The 24,193-nt window shown below is 44.5% G+C and carries 2 protein-coding genes; both read left to right on the top strand.

The features are described 5' to 3' along the window. Positions 1–33: 33 nt before the first annotated feature. Positions 34–16,131: a non-ribosomal peptide synthetase gene (locus RAC86_RS05085; protein ID WP_072566356.1), complete on the top strand. Its 16,098-nt coding sequence runs from the start codon at positions 34–36 to the stop codon at positions 16,129–16,131. 97 nt (positions 16,132–16,228) lie between these two features. After that, a complete protein-coding gene (locus tag RAC86_RS05080; RefSeq protein WP_072566355.1) occupies positions 16,229–24,064 on the top strand; it encodes a non-ribosomal peptide synthetase in 7,836 nt (2,611 codons plus the stop codon). Positions 24,065–24,193 lie beyond the last annotated feature (129 nt).

Below are 24,193 nucleotides of genomic sequence, written 5' to 3'. Positions count from 1 at the left end.
TTTTCTTTATACTCTAAAAAATGAGGTGCTCCAATGTCGGTGTTTAAAAATCAAGTAACGTACTGGGATAATCTGTTTGATGAAGAGGATAGCCTTAGTGTAATCCCGTATTTTAAAACAGCGGAAAACGCATCATTAACCCGTGTTGGCTATCACGAAAAAAGCATCTATCGTTCCTTATCTCCAGAAGTGTCTCAAAGAATATTGACAATGGCCAATCATTCCGAAATGGCAACCTATTTGATTTTATTGGCAGGCATTGAATGTTTGTTGTATAAATATACGGATCGAGCGAGCACGATTCTGGGTATTCCAACGGTATCTAAGCAAAAAAGCAGCTCTTCAGCTGTCAATACCATTGTCCTATTGAAAAATACGCTTAGCTGCCAAAGTACATTTAAAACTGTGTTCGAACAACTAAAAAAAGCGGTTAATAATTCGCTAAAAAATCAAAACCTGCCTTTTCGAAAAATCGTCCAGCATGTAAATGTGCAATACGACAATGAGAACATCCCGTTAATTCATACCGTTGTTTCGCTCAATGAAATTCATTCCTTGCAATTTAAGGAAGACATTGCAACTGATACGTTGTTTCATTTTGACTTGGAGAATAGCGAGATTCATTTGAAACTTATTTATAACGGAAATCTTTATGATGAGGACTATATGGACCAAATCGTGTCCCATCTCGATCAGCTGCTGTCCGTGATCTTGTTCCAGCCCCAAGCTGCAATCCATACAGCACAAGTCATACCCGAAGCGGTCAAACAGGAAATTTTGTTTGACTTTAATGACACCGCCGCAGATTATCCTGGAAACAAGACTGTAAGTCAATTATTTGAAGAGCAGGCGGAAAGAACGCCTGATTATGTAGCTGTTAAGTTCGATAACAACCATATGACATTCAGAGAATTGAATGAGAAATCTAATCGTTTGGCAAGAACGTTGCGAAACTACGGTGTTCAAGCCGATACATTGGTCGCCATCATGTCAGAGCGTTCATTAGAAATGATCGTGTCCATCATGGCCATTTGGAAGGCAGGGGGCGCTTATGTGCCTCTTGACCCTGAATATCCGGAAGAGCGGCTTCAATATGTGCTGAATGATGCGAATGCAGATGTACTTGTTGTTCAGCGGCATTTCAAAAACAGCCTTGTCTTTGACGGCCCGATGATCGATCTGAATGACGAAACATCTTACCATGCTGATTGCTCACTGTTATTGCCGATTGCAGAACACAGCCATTTGGCCTATGTCATCTATACCTCAGGCACAACAGGGAAGCCGAAAGGGGTTATGGTCGAACACGGCGGGATTGTGAATTCGCTTCAGTGGAAAAAGGCGTTTTTTAAGCATTCTGCAGAGGATCGCGTCCTTGTTTTGTATCCCTATGTTTTCGATGCGTTTATTTTAAATTTCTTCGGTCCGCTAATCTCTGGCGCTGCTTTGTATCTTTTGCCTAATGAAGACAACAAAGATCTTTTTGCAATACAAAACGTTCTGAAGCAGGAGAGGATTACCCATTTCTCGACTTCTCCCCGGCTGTTACAAGCAATGACCGAACAGATGAGCGCAGAGGACTTCTTTCATGTTCAACATGTCGTTGTAGGCGGAGAGAAACTTGAACCCGACACGGTAGAGCGGCTGTTTTCTCTGCAGCCTCAGATTCGCATCAATAATGAATACGGCCCTACGGAAAATAGCGTGGTTTCTACGTTTCAACCTGTTTATTCTGCTGATGAACAGATCACAATTGGCAAGCCGGTGGCCAATCACCAAGCCTATATTTTAGGAGCACACCGCCAAATCCAGCCGATAGGCGTACCCGGAGAACTGTATGTCGGAGGATCTGGAGTGGCCCGCGGCTACCTTAATCAACCTGATTTAACTGAAGAAAAATTTGTTGACCATTTGCTTATCCCCGGCCGCAAGATGTATAAAACGGGGGATCTTGCTAGATGGCTGCCCGATGGAAGAATCGAATATTTGGGACGAATCGACCATCAAGTGAAAATCCGCGGCTACCGTATCGAGCTTGGCGAGGTGGAGGCGGCCCTATCCAACCTGGAAGAGGTTCGTGAGACGGCAGTCGTTGCGCGAGAGGGTCAAGACGGAACCAAGCAATTGTATGCCTATTATGTTGGAGAACCATCTTTGAGTACAGGGCAGTTCAGAGAGATATTATCACGAGAGCTGCCGGATTATATGATTCCTTCTTACTTTATCCATTTAGAACGAATACCACTCACTTCTAATGGAAAAATCGATCTGAAAGCTTTACCTGTTGCTGATGAAAAAACGCGGATGGAAAATGAATACATAGCACCGCAAAACTCAATAGAAGAACTGCTGGCGTCCATTTGGCAGGAGGTACTAGGCACTCAGCGTATAGGAATTCTAGATAATTTCTTTGATTTTGGCGGAGATTCGATTAAATCAATTCAGGTTTCTTCAAGATTGTATCAATCCGGATACAAGATTGACATGAAACACTTGTTTAAATATCCCACCATTGCGGAGCTAAGCCCATTTGTAGAGCCGGTTAGCAGAATGGCGGATCAAGGAGAAGTGAAGGGAAGGACAAGCCTGACCCCGATTCAGCATTGGTTTTTTGAACAAAATATGCCTCATGCGAACCATTATAATCAGGCCGTAATGTTATATTCAGCGCAAGGATTTAAAGAGACTCCGCTTCGCCGAGCGATAGAAAGTATTGCTGTGCATCACGATGCATTGCGGATGGTTTTTGAAGAATCGCCGAACGGATATGCTGCTCGAATTGCGGGCACAGAAGAAAGTAAATTGTACGAGCTGGAAGTGATGAATTGTAAAGAGGATGCCGATCCGGCTCATGCTGTTGCCAATAAAGCAAATCAGATTCAAAGCAGTATGGAATTGAGCCAAGGACCTTTGATGAAGCTTGGTTTGTTCAAATGTGCAGACGGAGATCATTTGCTTATTGCGATTCATCACTTAGTTATTGACGGGGTATCCTGGCGCATTTTACTTGAGGATTTCGCAAGCGGCTATGAGCAGGCGGAGCGCGGGCAAATGGTTCGGCTTCCGCAAAAAACAGACTCGTTTCCATTCTGGGCGGAGCAATTGTCCAAGTATGCACAGGAAACCGATATGGAGCGAGAGCTTGCCTATTGGAACGAGCTTACAAGGTTAGAGCTGGAACCATTGCCTAAGGATAACGCTGTTGAAGATTCATTATTGAAAGACAGCGATGACGTAACGATTCAATGGACAAGAGAAGAAACACAGCAATTATTAAAACAAGCGAATCGCGCTTATAACACAGAAATTAATGATCTTTTGCTGACTTCGCTAGGGCTGGCCGTTCACAGATGGACAGGCATGGAGGAAGTTGTCGTGAACTTAGAGGGTCACGGAAGAGAACCGGTTATTCCAGATGTGGATATCACTCGCACGGTAGGATGGTTTACGAGCCAGTACCCTGTCGTACTGAAGATGGAAGCAGGAAAAGAGCTGTCGCAGCGCATTAAGACTGTGAAAGAAGGGCTGCGCCTGGTTCCCAATAAAGGAATGAATTATAGTGTCATTCAATATTTATCCGGCCGTGCGGAAGCTGACAGCCTGCAGCTTCATCCCGAAATTCGGTTTAATTACTTAGGGCAGTTTGACCAAGACCTGCAGCAGCATGCTTTACAGGTATCTCCTTATTCGACAGGTGTATCGATGAATGAAAACCAGCCGAGAACGGCCGTACTTGATTTGAATGGCATGATTGCAGAGGGGAAATTATCGCTGACACTCAGCTATAGCCATAAGCAATATGAAAGATCGACCATGGAGCAATTTGCCCGAAATATAAAAGAAAGTCTGCAAGAAATCATTGTGCATTGCGTAAGCCAGCAGCAGACGTCACTGACGCCAAGTGATGTTTTGTTAAAGGATATCAAAATAGACGAATTGGAAGAGCTTTTGGACCAAACGCGTGAATTAGGCGAAGTGGAAAATATATATCCGTTAACGCCGATGCAAAAGGGCATGCTGTTTCACAGCTTGTTTGACTCAAGTTCCGGCGCCTATTTTCAGCAAACGACGTTTGATTTGCATGGAGATTTGGATATCGATTCATTTTCAAAAAGCTTGGATGATTTAACAAAACGATATGAAATTTTCCGCACGAACTTTCTCAAAGGGAAAGATCAGCCGCTGCAAATCATATGTAAAACGAAAAAGATTGGTTTCCAATTCATCGATTTGCGTGAGATGGATCAAGCGCAGCAAGATGACCGGATTTGTGCATACGCCAAAGAAGATAAGCTTCGGGGGTTCGACTTAGCGAAAGACGTGTTAATGCGCGTAATTGTCCTTCGCACGGATGATACGACATATCGCTTTATATGGAGTTTTCATCATATCTTGATGGACGGATGGTGCTTGCCGCTTATCACGAAAGAAATATTTGATCATTACTTTGCTTTGCTCCAGCAAAAGCAGCCCGAACAATCAGCGATTACACCATATAGTCAATATATTGAATGGCTTGATCGTCAAGATGAAGAAGAGGCCAAGCGTTATTGGGATCAATATTTGGAAGGGTATGAAGAACAAACCGTCCTTCTCAAGGACAGTCACCAAGCAGAGGATGAGCATTATTTTCCGGAGAAAGTGTCATGTGCCATCGACACCGATCTCACTTTGAAAATGAAGCAAACGGCCAGCAAGCACCATGTCACACTGAACACACTGCTGCAAACGGCGTGGGGGATTTTGCTGCAGAAATACAATCAAAGCCGTGACGTTGTTTTTGGAAGTGTTGTATCCGGAAGGCCTTCGGCGATTCCAAACGTGGAAACCATGATTGGCTTATTCATTAACACCATTCCTGTGCGAATCCAATGTGAAGCTGGAACCACTTTTGCTGAGCTCATGAAACGGACGCAGGAAAGGGCAGTAGCCTCTCAAAAGTATGAGACGTATCCGTTGTACGATATACAAGCTCTTACGACCCAAAAACAAAATTTAATTACACATTTAATGATATTTGAAAACTACCCTGTAGATCAGTACATGGAAAGTATCGGTCAACATAACGAATCGCCTATCGCAATTTCAAACGTTAAAATGGAAGAGCAAACCAACTACCATTTAAATTTAACTGTTATACCGGGTGATGTAATCAATATTAATTTTGAATATAACGCTAAGGTGTATGATCGCGAAAGCATGGAGCGGGTTCGCGGACACCTCTTGCAAATTTTGCATCAAGTCGTTGCTGATGCGGATATCCGGGTGGAACAATTGGAATTGTTGACGGAAGGCGAAAAAAGACAGCTTCTTCAGACCCTGAATGATACAGCCGCGCCATATCCGCAGACAACGGTTTATCAATGGTTTGAAGCGCAGTCGCAGCAAACACCAGATCAAGCTGCTGTTATTGATGAGGACAAGCAGATTACTTACCATCAGCTCAATGAGCGAGCAAACCGGCTGGCACGAACATTGAGAGCTAGGGGTGTGCAAGCGGACCAACCTGTGGCCATCATCAGCAGGAACAGCATCGAATTGGTGACTGGGATACTTGCCATTCTAAAAGCCGGGGGCGCCTACGTCCCAATAGATCCAGAATATCCGCAAGACCGAATTCAGTACATTTTGGAAGATTCAAAAGCCGGAATCATCTTGATGCCGCGTGACATCCTACAGCAGATTACCTATGAAGGCGTCGTGATTTTATTGGATGAGGAAAGCGCCTATCACGAAGAAGCCTCTAACCTTGAACCGCTCAGCAATGCGAACCATTTGGCTTATGTGATCTACACGTCTGGTTCCACAGGCAAGCCTAAAGGCGTATTAATCGAGCACCGGGGATTGAGCAATTATATTTGGTGGGCGAAAGAGGTCTATGTGAAGAGAGAGAAAACCAATTTCCCATTATACTCGTCCATCTCTTTTGATTTAACAGTAACTTCTATTTTTACACCTTTGGTCACAGGCAATACGATTATTGTCTATGACGGAGAGGACAAAACTGCTTTGCTTTCATCGATTGTGCAGGACCAAAGGGTGGATATCATTAAATTGACCCCGGCTCATTTGCACGTATTGAAAGCAATGAATATCGCCAATAAGACAGCGATCCGAAAAATGATCGTAGGAGGAGAGAATCTCAGCACTCAGTTAGCCCAAAGCATTCATGAGCAATTCGACGGCCAAATTGAAATATGCAATGAATATGGGCCGACGGAAACTGTTGTGGGATGCATGCTTTATCGTTACGATGCAGTCAAAGACTTGCGAGAATCGGTGCCAATCGGAACAGCAGCGGCCAACATGAGCATTTATGTGTTGGACGAGGATATGAAACCGGTGCCGATCGGCGTACCTGGAGAAATATATATAAGTGGAGCCGGCGTTTCCAGAGGATATTTGAACCGGCCGGAATTAACAGCTGAGAAATTTGTTAAAAACCCGTTTGTAACCGGAGCCAGAATGTACAAGACCGGGGATTTGGCGAAGTGGCTCCCGGATGGGAACATTGAATACTTGGGACGAATGGATGAGCAAGTCAAAATCAGAGGCTATCGCATCGAATTAGGCGAGATTGAAACAGCGATGCTTCAAGCAGAAGAGATCAAAGAAGCCGTTGTCATAGCCAGAGAAGATGCACATGGATTGAAGCAGCTGTGTGGGTATTACGTGAGCGGCCAATCCATAACGGTATCCCAGATCCGGGAGCAATTGTCTCAATCCCTGCCTGGCTATATGATTCCAGCCTATTTTACCGAACTGGAGAAAATGCCTTTAACGCCGAATGGAAAAATAAACCGAAAAGAGCTGCCGGCCCCTGATTTACAGCTGCAGGACAGAGTAGCATATAAGCCTCCTCGCACTCAGGTGGAACAACTATTAGTTTCGACTTGGGAGTCAGTATTAGGCGCTGAAAAGATTGGCATTCTGGATAATTTCTTTGATCTTGGCGGGGATTCCATTAAGTCGATTCAAGTGTCTTCCAGACTAAATCAACTGGGATACAAAATGGAAATCAAACACTTGTTTCAATATGCGACGATTGCAGAATTGAGTCCGCATATCGAGCAGAACGTGCGCATTCCCGATCAAGATGAAGTCAAAGGAAAGGTAAGCCTGACTCCAATCCAGCATTGGTTCTTTGAGCAAACAACGACAGATCCGCATTATTATAATCAAGCTGTCATGCTGTATGCGCCGCAAGGCTTTCAGGAATCGCCGCTTCGCCAAACGCTGCAAAAGCTTGGAGAGCATCACGATGCGCTCCGCATGACGTTCCATGCGACAGAACACGGATACAAGGCCTGGAATGCAGAGATCGCTCAAAGCGAGCTATATCATCTTGACGTCATCAATCTAAAAGCAGAAGCCGACCCAGGTCCGGCCATTGAAGCCAAGGCTAACCAGATACAGAGCAGCATGCAGTTAAGCGATGGGCCATTGATGAAAGCAGGATTGTTTCAATGTGCGGATGGGGATCATTTGCTCATTGCAATCCATCATTTAATTGTAGATGGGATTTCCTGGCGCATTTTAATGGAGGATATCGTTAGCAGCTACAAGCAAGCCGAGAACGGGCAAGACATTCAATTGCCGTACAAAACAGACTCTTTCCGGCTATGGGCCGAAAAGCTCTCGGCATATGCGCAAAGTGATGCCATAAAGCAAGAACAAGAGTATTGGGCACGGATAGAACAAACCGATGTGAAACCGTTGCCTAAAGATTTTCAGGAATCGCATACGTATTCAAAAGACAGTGAAACAGTAACTGTGGAATGGACCAAAGAAGAGACGGAGCAATTATTAAAACAAGCGAATCGCGCTTATAACACTGAAATAAACGATCTTCTGTTAAGCTCCTTAGGACTTTCCATATCACATTGGTCAGGACTTGAACAGATTGCATTTCATTTAGAAGGACACGGAAGAGAAGAAGTGATCCCGGATATGGATATCTCTCGCACGGTGGGCTGGTTTACAAGTCTGTTTCCGGTTGTGCTTCACATAGAACCAGGCAAAGAAATATCTTATTACATCAAGACGGCCAAAGAAGAGCTGCGCCAAATCCCGCATAAAGGGATCGGCTATGGAGTACTAAGGTATTTAAGCGGATCAACAGCGCCACTCCCAGCGAAAATGACTCCAGAGATCAGTTTTAATTACCTGGGGCAGTTTGATCAAGATTTTCAAAATCATGCGGTTCAATTATCTTCCTACTCCTGCGGTTCAGACTCGAGCGGAAATCAAATCAGACCATACGTATTGAATATGAACGGGATGATTGTCAATGATCGATTGATGGTGACGATTAGCTACAGCACCAAACAATACGCAAAAGAAACGATCGACCAGTTATCGGCAGTTATTCAAAACAACCTTCGAACAGTCATTGAGCATTGTGTTCATAAAGAACAAACGGAACTGACGCCAAGCGATATTTTGTTAAAAGGCATGACCATTGACGAATTAGACCAGCTTTTGATCCAACTGCCGAATTCAGGCGAGATCGAGAATGTGTATCCGTTAACTCCGATGCAGAAGGGGATGCTGTTTCACAGCTTGCTGGATGAGGATTCAAATTCTTATTTCGAACAAGCATCATTTGATTTACAGGGAGAATTAAAGATCGACAGGTTTGAAGCAAGCTTGGATCATTTATTTGCTAAGTATGCCGTGCTGCGAACCCGTTTTTATAGCGGCTGGAATGATATCCCCTTACAAATTGTCTATAAGACACAAAGAATGAAAGTTCATTTTACAGATTTACGTGACATAGATGAGAACCGGTGTAAGGATAAAATCGCATCCTACCAAAGTGAGGATAAAGCGAAAGGATTTGACTTGGCTAGGGATCCATTGATGCGCATCGCGATTTTCCGTATCGAAGAGCGCAAGTATCATTTGATTTGGAGTTTCCATCATATTGTTATGGACGGCTGGTGCCTGCCTCTTATTACGAAGGAAGTATTTGAACACTATATCGGTTTGCAAGAGGGCAGGGAAACAGACCTTGCGTATACTGATCCTTACAGTAAATATATCGAATGGCTTGATCAGCAGGATCAAAATGCGGCCAAACGGTACTGGAGTAAGTATCTTGAAGACTACAAAGGTGAAAACCGTATTCTTCACAAAAGACCGCAGCATGAACGAAAAGCGTATGCTTATGCCAATGAGATCAGCCGATTCGATCAAAAACAAACAAGACAATTGCAGCGGATCGCAAACCAGCATCATGTCACGGTAAATACGTTGATTCAAACACTTTGGGGAATTTTATTACAGAAATATAGTGGGACCGAAGACGTTGTCTTTGGCAGTGTCGTGTCGGGAAGGCCGGCAGAAATCTCTGAAGTGGAACAAATGATCGGTCTGTTCATTAATACAATTCCAGTTCGAATCTGCTGTGATAAGGGCAGCTCTTTCGTTGAAGCGATGAAAATGGTTCAAGACAAGGCACTGGCTTCGCAAGCATACGATACCTATCCGTTATATGAAATTCAGGCACAAACGGAGCAAAAGCAAAACTTAATTGATCATATTCTGATCTTTGAAAACTATCCGATAGGACAACAGGTGGAGCAAGGCCATGATGCTGCAGAGCTAAACATTATGAATTTTCATATGGAAGAGCATTCACATTACGATTTTAATATGGTTGTCATTCCTGGCGAACAACTGAACGTTCATTTTGGCTATAACCAAAACGTATATGAACAATCAGAAGTGAAGCGGATTAGCGGGCATTTTGAACAGCTAATGCATCAGGTATTAGAGCACCCAAACATCAAAATAGAAGAATTGGAGCTTTTGACTCAGCAAGAGAAGGAACAGCTGCTCAGCCGTTTTCAGACTAGAGAAATGCGCTACTCACGCGAACAAACAATTCATGAGCGATTCGAGGAACAAGCGCTCCGTACGCCAAATCGTGCAGCAGTTGTATTCGAGGGAGAATCGTTAACCTATGGCGAACTGAACAAACGAGCCAATCAGCTTGCGCAAGCCTTGCGAGTCGAAGGAATACAAGCGGGTCAACTCGTCGGCATTATGGCTGAACGTTCTCTGGAGATGATTGTAGGGATCTTCGGGATTTTAAAAGCGGGCGGGGCGTATTTGCCAATAGACCCTGATTCTCCTGTAGAACGAATTCATTATATCGCAAGGGACTCAGGCATTAACGTATTGCTTACACACGGCGAACTGCCTGAAAAACTCAACTTTTCCGGAACATGTATCAATATGAAAGAGGAACAAGCCTACCATGAAACAGATATCAATCTGGCGGTGCCATGCCAGTTCGATCAACTGGCCTATTGCATTTACACTTCTGGCACGACAGGTACGCCGAAAGGCACGTTGATTGAACATCGCCAGGTGATTCATCTCATCGAAGGACTGCGTAATGAGGTTTACTCCGCTTATGATGGGGTTTTGCATGTGGCCATGCTCGCTCCATATTATTTTGATGCTTCGGTCCAGCAAATGTATGCTTCCTTGTTGTTAGGACATACCTTGTTTATCGTTCCCAAAGAGGCTGTGTCTGATGGCGAGGCCTTATGCCAATACTATCGACAGCATCACATTGACGTAACCGACGGGACGCCCGCCCATTTGAAGCTGCTGGTAGCTGCAGATGATAGGGAAGGAGTACCGCTTCGTCATCTGTTAATCGGAGGAGAGGCACTTCCGAAAACGACGGTAACCAAGTTCATGCACTTATTTGGCGCTGATAGCGCAGTACCTGCCATCACAAATGTATATGGACCAACCGAAACTTGTGTCGATGCTTCCTTGTTCAACATCAAAGTTTCTGCGGACGCTTGGACTCGCAGTCAAGTTCATGTCCCTATAGGCAAGCCGCTGGGCAACAATCGCATGTACATTCTCGATTCGCAGCAGCGATTACAGCCAGTGGGCGTTCAAGGCGAGTTGTACATTGCTGGGGATAGCGTGGGGCGCGGATATTTGAACTTGCCGGAATTAACGAATGAAAAATTCGTTAACGATCCGTTTGTTCCTTCGGGTCGAATGTATAGAACCGGAGATCTGGCCCGTCTTTTGCCGGACGGCAATATAGAATTTATTGGGCGCGTCGATCATCAGGTGAAAATTCATGGTTTTAGGATTGAACTCGGTGAAATTGAATCGATAATGTTGAACATTCCTGAGATTCAAGAAGCCGTCGCTTCTGTCCTTGAAGATGCAGATGGCGAGCATTATATATGCGGGTACTATGTAGCGAACAAGCCATTCCCGACGAGTCAGCTTCGGGATTGCCTCACCCAGCATTTACCAGGATATATGATTCCGGCTTATTTTGTGCAAATGGATCAAATGCCATTAACGCCAAACGGAAAGCTGAATCGCAACTTATTACCAGAACCGGATGGAAAGCGATATGGGGGCTCGGAATATGTGCCGCCTCGAAATTCAACAGAAATGAAGCTCGCAAGGATTTGGCAGGATGTTCTCGGTTTAGAACAGGTGGGGATTCGAGATAACTTTTTTGATATCGGTGGACACTCCCTGCGAGCGACGACGCTCATTTCAAAAATTCAAAAGCAATTGCATGTTCAAATTCCATTGCGAAACATATTCCAGTTCCCAACAATTGAACAGCTCGCACAGGCAATCATGACGATGGAGGAAACCGGGTATGCTTCTATTCCTCTAATTGAAAAGAGGCCTTATTACCCAGTTTCTTCTGCACAAAAAAGACTTTATATTCTCAACCATTTGGAAGGCGGAGAGCTGAGTTACAACATGCTGGGCCTGATGACTGTCAAAGGTGAGCTGGATCGGGATAAGCTGCAGCAGGCCTTTGCCAAATTGATTCATCGCCATGAATCTTTACGCACCGGCTTCAAAATGGTGGACGGAGAACCTGTTCAGTACGTCTTGGATCACGTTGAATTTGCAGTAGAGTCGTATTATGCCAAGGAAGATGAAATCGATCATTGTATCAGTCAATTTGTTCGTGCATTTCAACTGGAGGAGCCTCCGCTGCTTCGTGTCGGGCTGATTGAGCTTCAACCCAATCAGGCAATACTGATGTTTGATATGCATCATATTATCTCGGACGGAACATCCATGAATGTACTGATCAAAGAATTTGTAAGAGCATACCAAGGAGCGGAATTACCGCCCCTGCGAATCCAATACAAAGACTACTCAGTATGGCAAACCGGAGAAGCGCGATTAGAACAAATCCAAAAGCAAGAAGACTATTGGTTGGAGCTGTACAGTGGCGATATCCCTGTCCTTCATTTGCCAACCGATTATATACGGCCTTCCACACGGGATTTTACCGGGGCGACGCTGCACTTTACGATTGATGAGAAAAGAAGCGAGGGATTAAAACAACTGGCACTCAAAACCGAATCCACTTTATATATGGTGCTGCTGGCGTCCTACACCTTATTGCTCTCCAAATACAGCGGCCAGGAAGACATTGTTGTGGGGAGTCCCATAGCAGGAAGACCGCATGCGGATTTGGATTCCATCATCGGGATGTTCGTCAACACACTGGCGATGCGAAATTATCCTGCCAAAGAGAAGACATTCTCTCAGTACCTCGCTGAAGTGAAGGAAAATGCATTAAAAGCTTATGAGCATCAAGATTATCCGTTTGAAGCGCTCGTCGACCAGCTGAACATCGCCAGGGATTTAAGCCGTAATCCATTGTTCGACACGATGTTTGTGTTGCAAAACACAGAGCAAGAACAATTAGGGATGGATGGTTTGACGTTTAAACCTTATCCTAGCAAGCATACGATGGCTAAATTTGATTTAACCTTAACGGCTGTAGAAGAAGAGACACACATTCATTGCACAATGGAATACCTGACGACACTGTTCAAACCGGAAACGGTAGTACGCATGATGCGGCATTTTGTGCAGCTGATCGATGCGATCATCGAACATCCTGAGGCAAGGCTCGCTTCTTTGGAGATGATGAGACCGCGAGAAAAGAATGAAATTTGGAATCTTTTTAATGATACTGCAGTAATCGATGAACGTATGCCAACAACAATACATCAACAATTCGAGCAGCAGGCTGAGGATACTCCTGATCGTGTCGCCATTTTGTTTGAAAATCAAACCTTTACCTATCGTCAGTTGAATGAACGCTCCAACCAACTGGCGCGTGTGCTTCGGAATCAAGGCGTAGGTGCCGATCGGGTGGTTGCCATTCTCACGGAGCGCTCGGCAAATATGATGATCGGAATATTAGCGATATTAAAGGCCGGTGGGGCATTTCTTCCTATAGACCCGGAACTCCCTGATGAACGGCGTGCTTATTTAATGGAAGACAGCGGCGCCGATGTACTTGTGACTTGTGTAGGGCATACCGTTCCTCCTTCCTTCGAAGGATCTGTAGTTCTGCTTGACGATCCATTGGTATATCAGGGTGATGCAAGCAATCTTAACCTTTCCTATGCGGAAAATCATTTATTCTATGTCATTTACACATCAGGTACTACCGGAAAACCTAAAGGGGTTCAATTAGAGCATAAAACCATGTTGAATTTACTCGCTTATGAGCGGGAATATACACAGCTGCGCTTTAACAGAGTGCTGCAATTTGCCGCAATGAGTTTCGATGTTTGCTATCAAGAGATTTTCTCCACGCTCTTAAGCGGAGGGACACTCTATATTATCGACAACGAGGCAAAACGGGAGATTCGTGAGCTCAACGAATTTGTCAAGACACACAGGATACAAACGGCATTTCTCCCGACTGCGTTCCTCAAGCTCCTTGCATCGGAGAAACAATATTTTGAACCGTTTGCCGAATGTGTGGATCATATTATCACAGCGGGAGAGCAGCTTATTATGACGAATACGCTACGTGAAATGCTGATGCGTCACCAAGTTACGCTGCATAATCATTACGGTCCATCAGAAACGCATGTCGTGACCATGTGTACCATCGATCCGGTAATTCATCAGGAGATGCCGCCAATCGGTAAACCGATTTCGAATACAGACATTTTAATCCTGAATGAAGCCGGGACGCTACAGCCTATTGGTATCGTTGGTGAGCTTTGTATTGCGGGGGTCAGTTTGGCAAGAGGTTATCATAACCGGGAATCCTTAACACGCGAAAAATTTGTTCCGCATCCCTATGAGGCAAATAAACGGATGTATAAAACTGGTGATCTTGCCCGCTACCTTCCTGATGGCAACATTGAATATGTGGGAAGAATGGACCATCAAGTCAAAATTCGTGGTTACCGTATCGAACTAAACGAGGTCGAGGCAGCTCTTCTCAACATTGAGCATGTACAGGAAGCAGTTGTTCTGGCCAGAGAAAACGCAGAAGGGCAAAGCGATTTGTATGCCTATTTTGTAGCGGAGCAAGCACTGCCAATCAGTCAACTCAAAGAAAAGCTTGCTCAGCAAATACCTGGCTACATGATACCTTCATACCTGATGCAGCTGGAGCAAATGCCGTTAACATCAAATGGAAAGGTGAATCGCAGTGCATTGCCGCTGCCCGTAGCAGGCATGCAAACCGGGATTGACTATGTTGCTCCAAGAACGAGACTGGAAGAACAGTTAGTTCTCATCTGGAAAGAAGTATTGAAGGTAGAACAAGTAGGCGTGAAAGATAACTTTTTCGATCTGGGCGGGCATTCGTTAAGAGGGATGACGCTCGTTGGCAAAATCCATAAGCAACTCAACAAAACGATTTCGTTAAGAGAAGTGTTTCAAGGGCCGACCATTGAGGAAATAGCAAAAGTCATCGCAAACTCGGAAACCTGCGGACCGGATTATATCCCTGCTGTAGAAGTGAAGGATGTTTATCCTGTATCTTCCGTACAAAAGATGGTTTACCTATCCACACAAATTGAAGGCGGAGAACTAAGTTACAACATGCCGGGGATTTTGACGCTGGAGGGAAGGATCGACATGGATCGTTTACAAACTGCGTTCCATAGACTGATTCAGCGCCATGAATCGCTGCGAACCGGATTTGAAATGATCCGTGGAGAACCGATGCAGATGGTCAAGCCGGAGGTGGAGTTCACTATCGAAAGGTACAAGGCAACGACTGAGGAGGTCGAGGAGCTGTTCCGCACCTTCGTACGTACATTCGATCTAAGCAAGGCCCCATTGCTTCGTGTTGGACTTATTGAATTGGAACAAGAAAAGCATATTTTCATGTTTGACATGCATCATATCGTTACGGACGGCGCTTCTATGAACATTTTTGTCGAAGAACTGATTCAATTGTATGACGGTAAAGAATTAGCACCGCTCCGGATTCAATACAAAGACTTCACTGCATGGCAGCAACAAGCAGCGCAGAAAGAACGGATGAAGAAGCAGGAAGACTATTGGCTGGATGTATTTCACGAGGCGCTTCCGTCATTTGAGTTGCCGAAAGATTTTGCCAGACCGCAAGTTCGAAGCTTTGATGGGAAACGATACAACTTTGTTCTCGACGAGTCTGTTGTCCAAGGTGTTAAACAGCTGGAAGAATTGACGGGATCGACTACGTATATGATCTTGTTCGCAGCCTATACCATACTGCTGGCCAAATATAGCGGTCAAGAAGATATCGTTGTTGGTACACCTGTTGCGGGAAGAGTGCATGAAGATTTACAACATATCATCGGGATGTTTGTGAATACATTAGCCATTCGCACGGCTCCGGCTGGAGAAAAGAACCTTATAGATTATGTAACAGAAACCAAAGAAACAATGCTAAAAGCTTATGAAAATCAAGAGTATCCTTTTGAAGAATTGGTTGAGAAGCTGGGAGTGCAACGAGATTTAAGCCGTAATCCGCTATTCGATACGATGTTTGTTCTGCAAAATACAGAGCAAACGGATATTGAAATAGATTCTCTTGCCGTCAGACCTTATGAAGAAACACATACAGTGGCAAAATTTGATTTGCAGCTGACCTTCGAGATGAACCAGCACGAGATTCAAGGCAGCTTTGACTACTGTACGAAGCTATTTAAAAAGAGAACCATTGCTACGCTGGCACAGGATTACGTGATGATCCTATCAGCAGTTATACAAAACTCATCAATTCCATTAAAAGAGATCCAATTAAGCGAGAAAGTAAACAAAAAGGAACACTTTGCAAGCGTAATCGAATTAGATTTCTAAAAACAGTCGGTAGCAGCTGTCTCCATCATGTTGATCATGCGGGGACAGCCGTCAGCCGCCTTCGAAGCAAGAATTTAAATTTACTGGAGGGATTTAAATGTCAGAATTTAAACAACAGGAACTGTTCTGGAGCAACATGTTCGACGCGGAAGATCGTCCCATTGCATTCCCTTCGTTTCACATGTCGGACTCATCAGCATTAGAGCACGATGCTTTAAACACCTCTAACAGTATTCATACTTCATTGCGATCCGATGTATCCCTGCGCATCATGACGATGGCGAATCAATCACCAATGGCCGTTTATTTGGTTCTCCTGGTTGGTATCAAGTGCCTTTTGCACAAATATACAGGGGAAGAGAGTATTATTGTAGGTGTCCCAACCTTCGAAGACGAAACCGATGAAGACCTTCGTTTGGATCAAATCATGTTGCTCAAACAAAACATAAATGAGAACAGTACGTTTAAATCCATATTTAATGAATTCAAACATACGCTGAACGATGCCATCTTAAATCAGGATGTTCCTTTTGATAAAATGGTCGGTCCATTAAATCTAACCTACAATTCCAACCATTTGCCAATGATCCCTGCGATCGTATCATTAGATCAAATTCACCTCACCCATTTTAAAGAGACAGCTGCTTCAGATACATTATTTCAATTTGACATCAAGAATGACGCTATTCATTTAAAAGTAACTTACAACGAACAAGCTTATGATCATCAGTATATGATGCAAGTGATCGAACATTTAAATCGCCTTTATTCAATCATACTATTTCAACCTGACATCACCATTAGCCAACTTCATATTTTGACTGACACGGAAATTAATACATTTCAGGACTATAATCAAACGGCGGCCGAGTATCCGCGAGAAAAAACGATTCATCAATTGTTTGAGGAACAAGCGAATCGTACGCCGGATCAAGTGGCTGTCGTGTACGAGGAAAGCCAGCTGACGTACAAGGAACTTAATGAAAAGGCGAATCGGATCGCTCGAACGCTGCAATCCGAAGGTGTGCATCCGGATCAGCCGGTTGGGATTATGGCCGAACGCTCCCTGGAAATGATCGTAGGGCTCTTTGGGATTTTGAAAGCTGGTGGTGCGTATGTGCCGATTGATCCGAGCTATCCTGAGGAACGGATTCGATACATATTGGAAGATTCAGATACGAAGTTGCTATTAGTGCAAAGTCATTTGCGGGAGAAAGTGCCTTTTACGGGGAAAGTGCTGGATATGGAAGATCCGCAAACCTTCAGCGAAGACGGTTCAAACTTGGAATCGACTTCCGGCCCGAATCAGTTGGCATATGTCATCTATACATCAGGATCAACAGGTAAGCCGAAAGGGGTTATGGTGGAGCACCGCTCAGTGATTAATCGACTGGTGTGGATGCAGGAAAATTACCCGCTGGATAAACGGGATGCAATTCTGCAAAAAACCGCGATCACTTTTGATGTATCGGTATGGGAACTGTTCTGGTGGTCAATCGTAGGCTCTAAAGTGGTATTGTTGCCAAACGGAGGAGAAAAGAACCCTGAGTTGATATTGGATACAATTGCACAAAAAGGTGTCACCACATTGCATTTTGTACCAGCGATGCTGCATGCTTTTCTGGAATCAATGGAACAGAAGCCCGGCGAAAAGCTAAAGCGAAAGCTGGCGTCATTAAGATATGTGTTTGCAAGCGGCGAAGCCTTAACGCCCAAACATGTGGACGGGTTTCAGCGCACTATAGCACCGGTGAGCCATGCTCAAATCATCAACCTGTACGGACCGACTGAGGCAACGATCGATGTATCGTACTTTGAATGCAAGGCGGACAAAAGGTATACCTCGGTTCCTATAGGCAAGCCGATTTCAAACATTCAATTGTATATATTACAGGCCGGACATATGCAGCCAGTTGGTGTGGCAGGAGAACTGTGCATAGCGGGAGATGGACTTGCGAGGGGCTATTTGAACCGCCCAGAGCTGACGGCGGAGAAATTTGTAGATAACCCGTTTTCAGCGGGAGAGCGGATGTACCGGACGGGAGATTTAGCAAGGTGGCTGCCGGATGGAAATATTGAGTATTTGGGCCGAATCGACCACCAGGTGAAAATTCGGGGTTATCGGATTGAAACTGGCGAAGTCGAGGCCGCTTTATTCCATATCCCGTCAATTCAGGAATCCATCGTTCTAGCACAAGAAATCAACGGGGAAACATCCCTGTGCGCCTATTACACCGCAAACGATACTTTAACGGCAGGCGAGCTTCGGGAACATCTATCCAGACAGCTGCCTTCCTATATGATACCTGCTTATTTCATTCAGCTGAAAGCGATGCCGCTAACTTTGAATGGAAAAATAGATCGCCGGGCACTGCCTTCTCCGAGAGAGAATCTCACAGGTATGAACTATACAGCTCCGCGGACAGAACTGGAAAAAATACTAGCCGCAACGTGGGAGTCAGTATTAGGCTTAGAGCGGGTCGGAGTCTCGGATCATTTCTTCGAATTAGGGGGGGACTCCATTAAGTCGATTCAAGTGTCCTCAAGATTATACCAAGCCGGGTATAAGTTTGAAATCAAACACTTGTTTAAATACCCAACGATCTCTGAACTTGTTCCCTATGTAGAACCGGTCACCCGAGTTGCAGAACAAGGGGAAATCAAAGGTCCGGCTTTGCTGACGCCTATTCAACATTGGTTTTTTGACCAGCAATACCCCGATCTGCACCACTATAATCAAGCGGTCATGCTTTATTGGAAAGAGGGATTGAATGTACCGATGCTTCGGGAAGTCATGAGAAATATCGTCGAGCATCATGATGCTTTGCGCATGGTCTATGTTCCTGCAAAACATGGATACGAAGCTCGAAATCGGGGGATCGACGAAGGGGATCTATTCAGTCTTGAAGTGTTCTCGTTACTCGAAGACAACAATGTTGCCCAAGCGATTGAAACATTATCCAATGAGATTCAGCAATCCATTCAATTAGCTGAAGGCCCGCTCATAAAACTGGGATTGTTTCAGTGTCATGATGGAGATCATTTGCTGATTGTGGCCCATCATTTGGTCATAGATGGCGTTTCATGGAGAATATTAATCGAAGATATAGCGGCTGCTTACGAGCAGCTGCAAAACGGAGAAGCGATCCAGCTTCCAAAGAAAACGGATTCCTACCTGTTATGGGCGGAACAGTTGAAACGTTATGCAGGAAGTCCGGAGTTTGAAATGAAAAATCAATACTGGTTCCAGCATGAACATATTCCAGCACCTAAACTGCCAAAGGATAACGAGCAGGAAATCGGCCTAGCCGAAGACCGGGAAACGATCATCGTCCAATGGACGGCAGAGGAAACAGAGCGGTTATTAAAAAACGCTCATCGAGCTTATACGACTGAAATAAACGATTTATTGCTGACCGGGCTGGGAATTGCTATTCATCGTTGGACTGGACACGAAGACATTCTCATTCATCTTGAAGGACATGGCAGAGAGTCTATTATTCCAGACCTCGATATTTCACGTACAGTGGGCTGGTTTACGAGCCAATACCCGGTATTCCTTCCCATCAAGGCGGACCAAGATATCTCGCAGCAGATTAAAACCGTGAAAGAACATTTGCGTAAGATTCCCCAAAAAGGAATAGGTTACGGCCTGATCAAGTATTTATCCGATCACCGAGAGGCTCGGGAATTTACCGGACAACCGGAAATTAGTTTTAATTTTCTGGGGCAATTTGATCAAGATTTACAAAAAGGGGGTATCGAAGTATCACCTTACTCCAGCGGAAAAATAGCCAGCGACAAGCATCCCATCACCTATGCCCTTGATATTAACGGCATGATTTCAAACGGACAATTGTCACTGGCAATCAGCTACTGCGGTAAACAATATCATAAAGAAACAATGGAAACATGCGCCGATCTGTTAAAAAGCAGTTTGCGACAAGTCATCGAACATTGTACGGCCCAGAATCAAGTTCAGCTGACACCAAGCGATATTTCGTTAAAAGAAATATCTATCGACGAACTAGATCAATTTGTGCAACAAGCACAGCATCTTGGCGAAATTGAAAATATATATCCGTTAACCCCTATGCAGAAGGGAATGTTGTTCCATAGTTTAATTGATTCGGCTTCTGGAGCTTACTTTGAACAAGCGGGTTTTGATTTGAAGGGCCTCTTGGATATCGAGGCTTTTATGATGAGTTTGTCGCAGCTGGCCAAAAGATATGACATTCTGCGAACTCAATTTTATACCGAATGGAAAGAACAGCCCTTGCAAATTGTGTTCCGGCATAAGCCGATTGAAACTGTCGTTGAAGATATTCGCAATATGAATGTTGATCAACGCAGCGAGTTCATTGCTGCTTTTGCGAGAAAAGATAAGGAGCGGGGATTCAATCTTACCCGCGATGCTTTAATGCGCGTATCGATCCTGCGAACCGATGAAGACAAAGCGCGATTGATTTGGAGCTTTCATCATATTTTAATGGATGGCTGGTGCTTGCCGCTGATTACGAAAGAAGTGTTTGAAACCTATTATGCGATTATTGACCGTAGGCAACCGAAGCGTGACGCCGTGACGCCGTACAGACGATATATCGAATGGCTGGATGAACAAGATCACGAGCAAGCTGCAGTCTATTGGCGGGATTATTTGGACGGTTATGAAGGGCAAACTGTTTTGTTGAAAGAACCATTTTCCGATCAGGCCAGAGGATATCAAAAACAAAAGCTTGCGTGCCGTCTCGGAAAGCAGCTCACAGAGGAAATCAAACGAGCCGCAAGCCAACATCATGTCACCGTTAATACATGGATGCAAACCGCATGGGGCTTGTTGCTGCAAAGATATAACGGTACTCAGGATGTCGTTTTCGGCACTGTCGTATCCGGCCGGCCGGCAGACATTCCGGGTATTGAATCAATGGTAGGCCTATTTATTAATACCATTCCCATACGTGTTTGTGCTCAACCAGAGATGACAGTTGCACAAGTATTGAAAATGAACCAGGAGCATGCACTGGCATCTCAACCATACGATACATTTCCATTGTATGAAATTCAGGCTCAAACCGAACAAAAGCAGCAGTTGATCAATCATATTATGGTATTTGAGAATTACCCGGTCGAGAAACAAATGGAGCATATGAAGCGGGATCACGACGTCTTAGACATTAGTGATTTCCATTTGGAAGAACATACTCATTACGATTTTAATTTCATCGTGATGCCGGCTGAAGATATGGAAATGCATTTTGTATACAATGCCAATGTTTATGATCAAGCAACTGTTGAACGGATACAAGCGCATTTTATGGAAATCATCAAGCAAATGGTAAACGATACGGCGATGCATGTTCAAGAACTCGATATCCTTTCGGCAGATGAGCGATCGCTCCTTATCGAAAAATGTAACGATACAGCGACCGAGTATCCAAAGGAAAAAACAATTTATCAATTGTTTGAGGAACAAGCGGCGCGAACACCTGAGCAGGTCGCAATTGTTTTTGAGGATCAGAAACTGACCTACCGCCAATTAAATGAACAAGCAAATCAATTGGCACGAACCTTAAGGGCCAAGGGAGTGAGGCCGGACCGAACCGCAGCTATCGTCAGCGACCACAGCATTGAACTGGTTGTGGGAATTCTGGCCGTATTAAAAGCCGGCGGCGCCTACGTGCCTATTGATCCGGATTATCCAGAGCAGCGCATACAGTATATATTAGACGACTCCAAAACAGAAATTGTCTTGACACAGAGCCATCTTCAGCAGCGATTGGCTCTTGAAGGCACGATCGTTCTATTGGATGATGAAAATTCTTATCACGAAGAGCGCTCTAATCTTGAGCGGATAAGCAATATAAAAGATTTGGCGTATGTCATCTATACATCGGGCTCTACAGGAAAGCCTAAAGGGGTATTAATCGAGCATCAAGGCTTAACAAATTATATTTGGTGGGCTGACAGGATGTATGTAAAAGGTGAGAAAACGACCTTTCCGCTATATTCATCCATTGCTTTCGACTTAACGGTAACATCTATTTTTACACCGCTCATCAGCGGAAATGCCATCATTGTCTACGGAGATAAAGACAGGACGACTTTGCTTTCATCCATTGTTGAGGATTCCAGGGTTGATATTATCAAGCTGACCCCGGCTCATTTGCAGTTATTGAAAGAAATGAACATCTCGCCTGAGTGCACGATCCGGAAAATGATTGTCGGCGGCGACAATTTAAGTACACGGCTGGCACAAAACATCAGCGCACAATTTCAAGATCAAATTGAAATCTTTAACGAATACGGGCCAACGGAAACTGTAGTCGGATGTATGATTTATCTCTACGATCCGAAGAAAGACAGACAGGAATCGGTGCCAATTGGTACACCTGCGGCCAATATGAACATTTATCTGCTGGATTCGGGTATGAAACCGGTGCCGATCGGTGTCCCCGGAGAAATGTATATTAGCGGAGCCGGAGTAGCCAGGGGATATTTGAACCGTCCTGACTTAACGGCCGAAAAATTTGTTGAACATCCGTTTGCCGCAGGCGAGAAAATGTACAAAACGGGCGATGCCGCCCGCTGGTTGCCGGATGGACATATGGAGTATTTGGGACGAATCGATCATCAGGTGAAAGTCCGAGGCTACCGTATTGAACTCGGCGAGGTCGAAGCGGCTTTATTGCAAGTGGAATCTGTTAAAGAAGCGGTCGTCCTCGCGGTCGAAGAAGAGAGCTCCAACCAGTTGTGTGCTTATGTGACAGGAGACGAATCATTAAAAACGCTCCAGCTCAAGCAGCAATTGCAGGACAAACTGCCCGCTTATATGATTCCAGCCTACTTTGTACGGGTAGATGAAATGCCTTTAACAGCCAATGGCAAAATCGATCGAAAAGCTTTGCCCGCTCCTGATGGAAATATGCTGGCCGGAACCGAGTATGCTGCTCCCCGAACGTTGATTGAAAAGCAGCTGGCTGAGATATGGAAAGACGTTTTGGCTCATTCTGAGCTGGGGATTAAAGATAACTTCTTTGACGTTGGCGGCCATTCACTCAAAGTATTACAATTAGTTGATCAAATTAAAGCCGTTATGGGAATCAAATTGCATTATCACGTCGTTTACGAAGCCTCTACCATCGAAACAATGGCACGGGCTATTCAAGCCGCGGCTTTACCGTCCAAGACGGAAAACGTATTCGTCAAGTTGAATCAAAACGGTTCGATCGCTGTGTTCTGTTTCCCTCCATTAATTGGGTATGGGTTGGTTTATAATGAAATGGCGAACAGGCTTGATGGCGACTGCGTTGTCTATGCCGCTGATTTTACAGAAGACCCATCCTATGAGAAACCGATAATTGACCGGTATGCAGAAAGCATGATAGACATTCAAGAACAGGGACCATTTGTTTTGCTTGGATATTCTTCAGGATCGAATTTGGCTTTTGAAGTGGCCAAAGCCTTGGAGCAGCGAGGACGCACCGTATCTGATGTGATTATGCTGGACTCTCAAATCACCACTTCGTTGACTCATTTATCTGAAAAGGAAGTAGAAGAGATCGTCCATCTAAATCTGGATATTATTCCGATTTATTATAGAGAGATATTAACCATTCCTTCAATAAAAGAAAAAATTAGAGGCTATCTTGCATATCATAATCAACTGATCAATTCCGGCACCGTCAATGCCAACATTCATCACTTGTTATGCGACGATATGACCGAAAGAGGTTGGACGCACTCAACCGCTCACAATTACCAGGAATATGAATTAAAGGGAGACCACGTTACAATATTTGATCCTCAATATATTGAAGAGAACGTGAATACGATTCGGTCTATCATACAAAGTATTGAAGAACGGCATTTTGGTGAGCTTGTACCTCATGAACAACTGCCATATACGAGTCGCACAAAATCTGAGCGAAAATAAGGTGCTGGTTGAAGAACGCTTTAACTTCAACCATAAAGTTGAGGCAGCAGATTAGCGGACAGGGGCCATTCTCTGTCCGTCTTTCTTTTTGTATTAAGAATGGATAGCAGACACTTGGGAATGATAACA

This window comes from Bacillus sp. LR_5 (assembly GCF_042709275.1).
The sequence above is the reverse complement of the archived record's forward strand: the minus strand, read 5'-3'. Positions and strand labels throughout refer to the sequence as shown.

Coding starts and splice junctions, on each gene's coding strand:
- RAC86_RS05085 (WP_072566356.1), top strand. CDS start 34: ATGTCGGTGTTTAAAAATCAAGTAACGTACTGGGATAATCTGTTTGAT.
- RAC86_RS05080 (WP_072566355.1), top strand. CDS start 16,229: ATGTCAGAATTTAAACAACAGGAACTGTTCTGGAGCAACATGTTCGAC.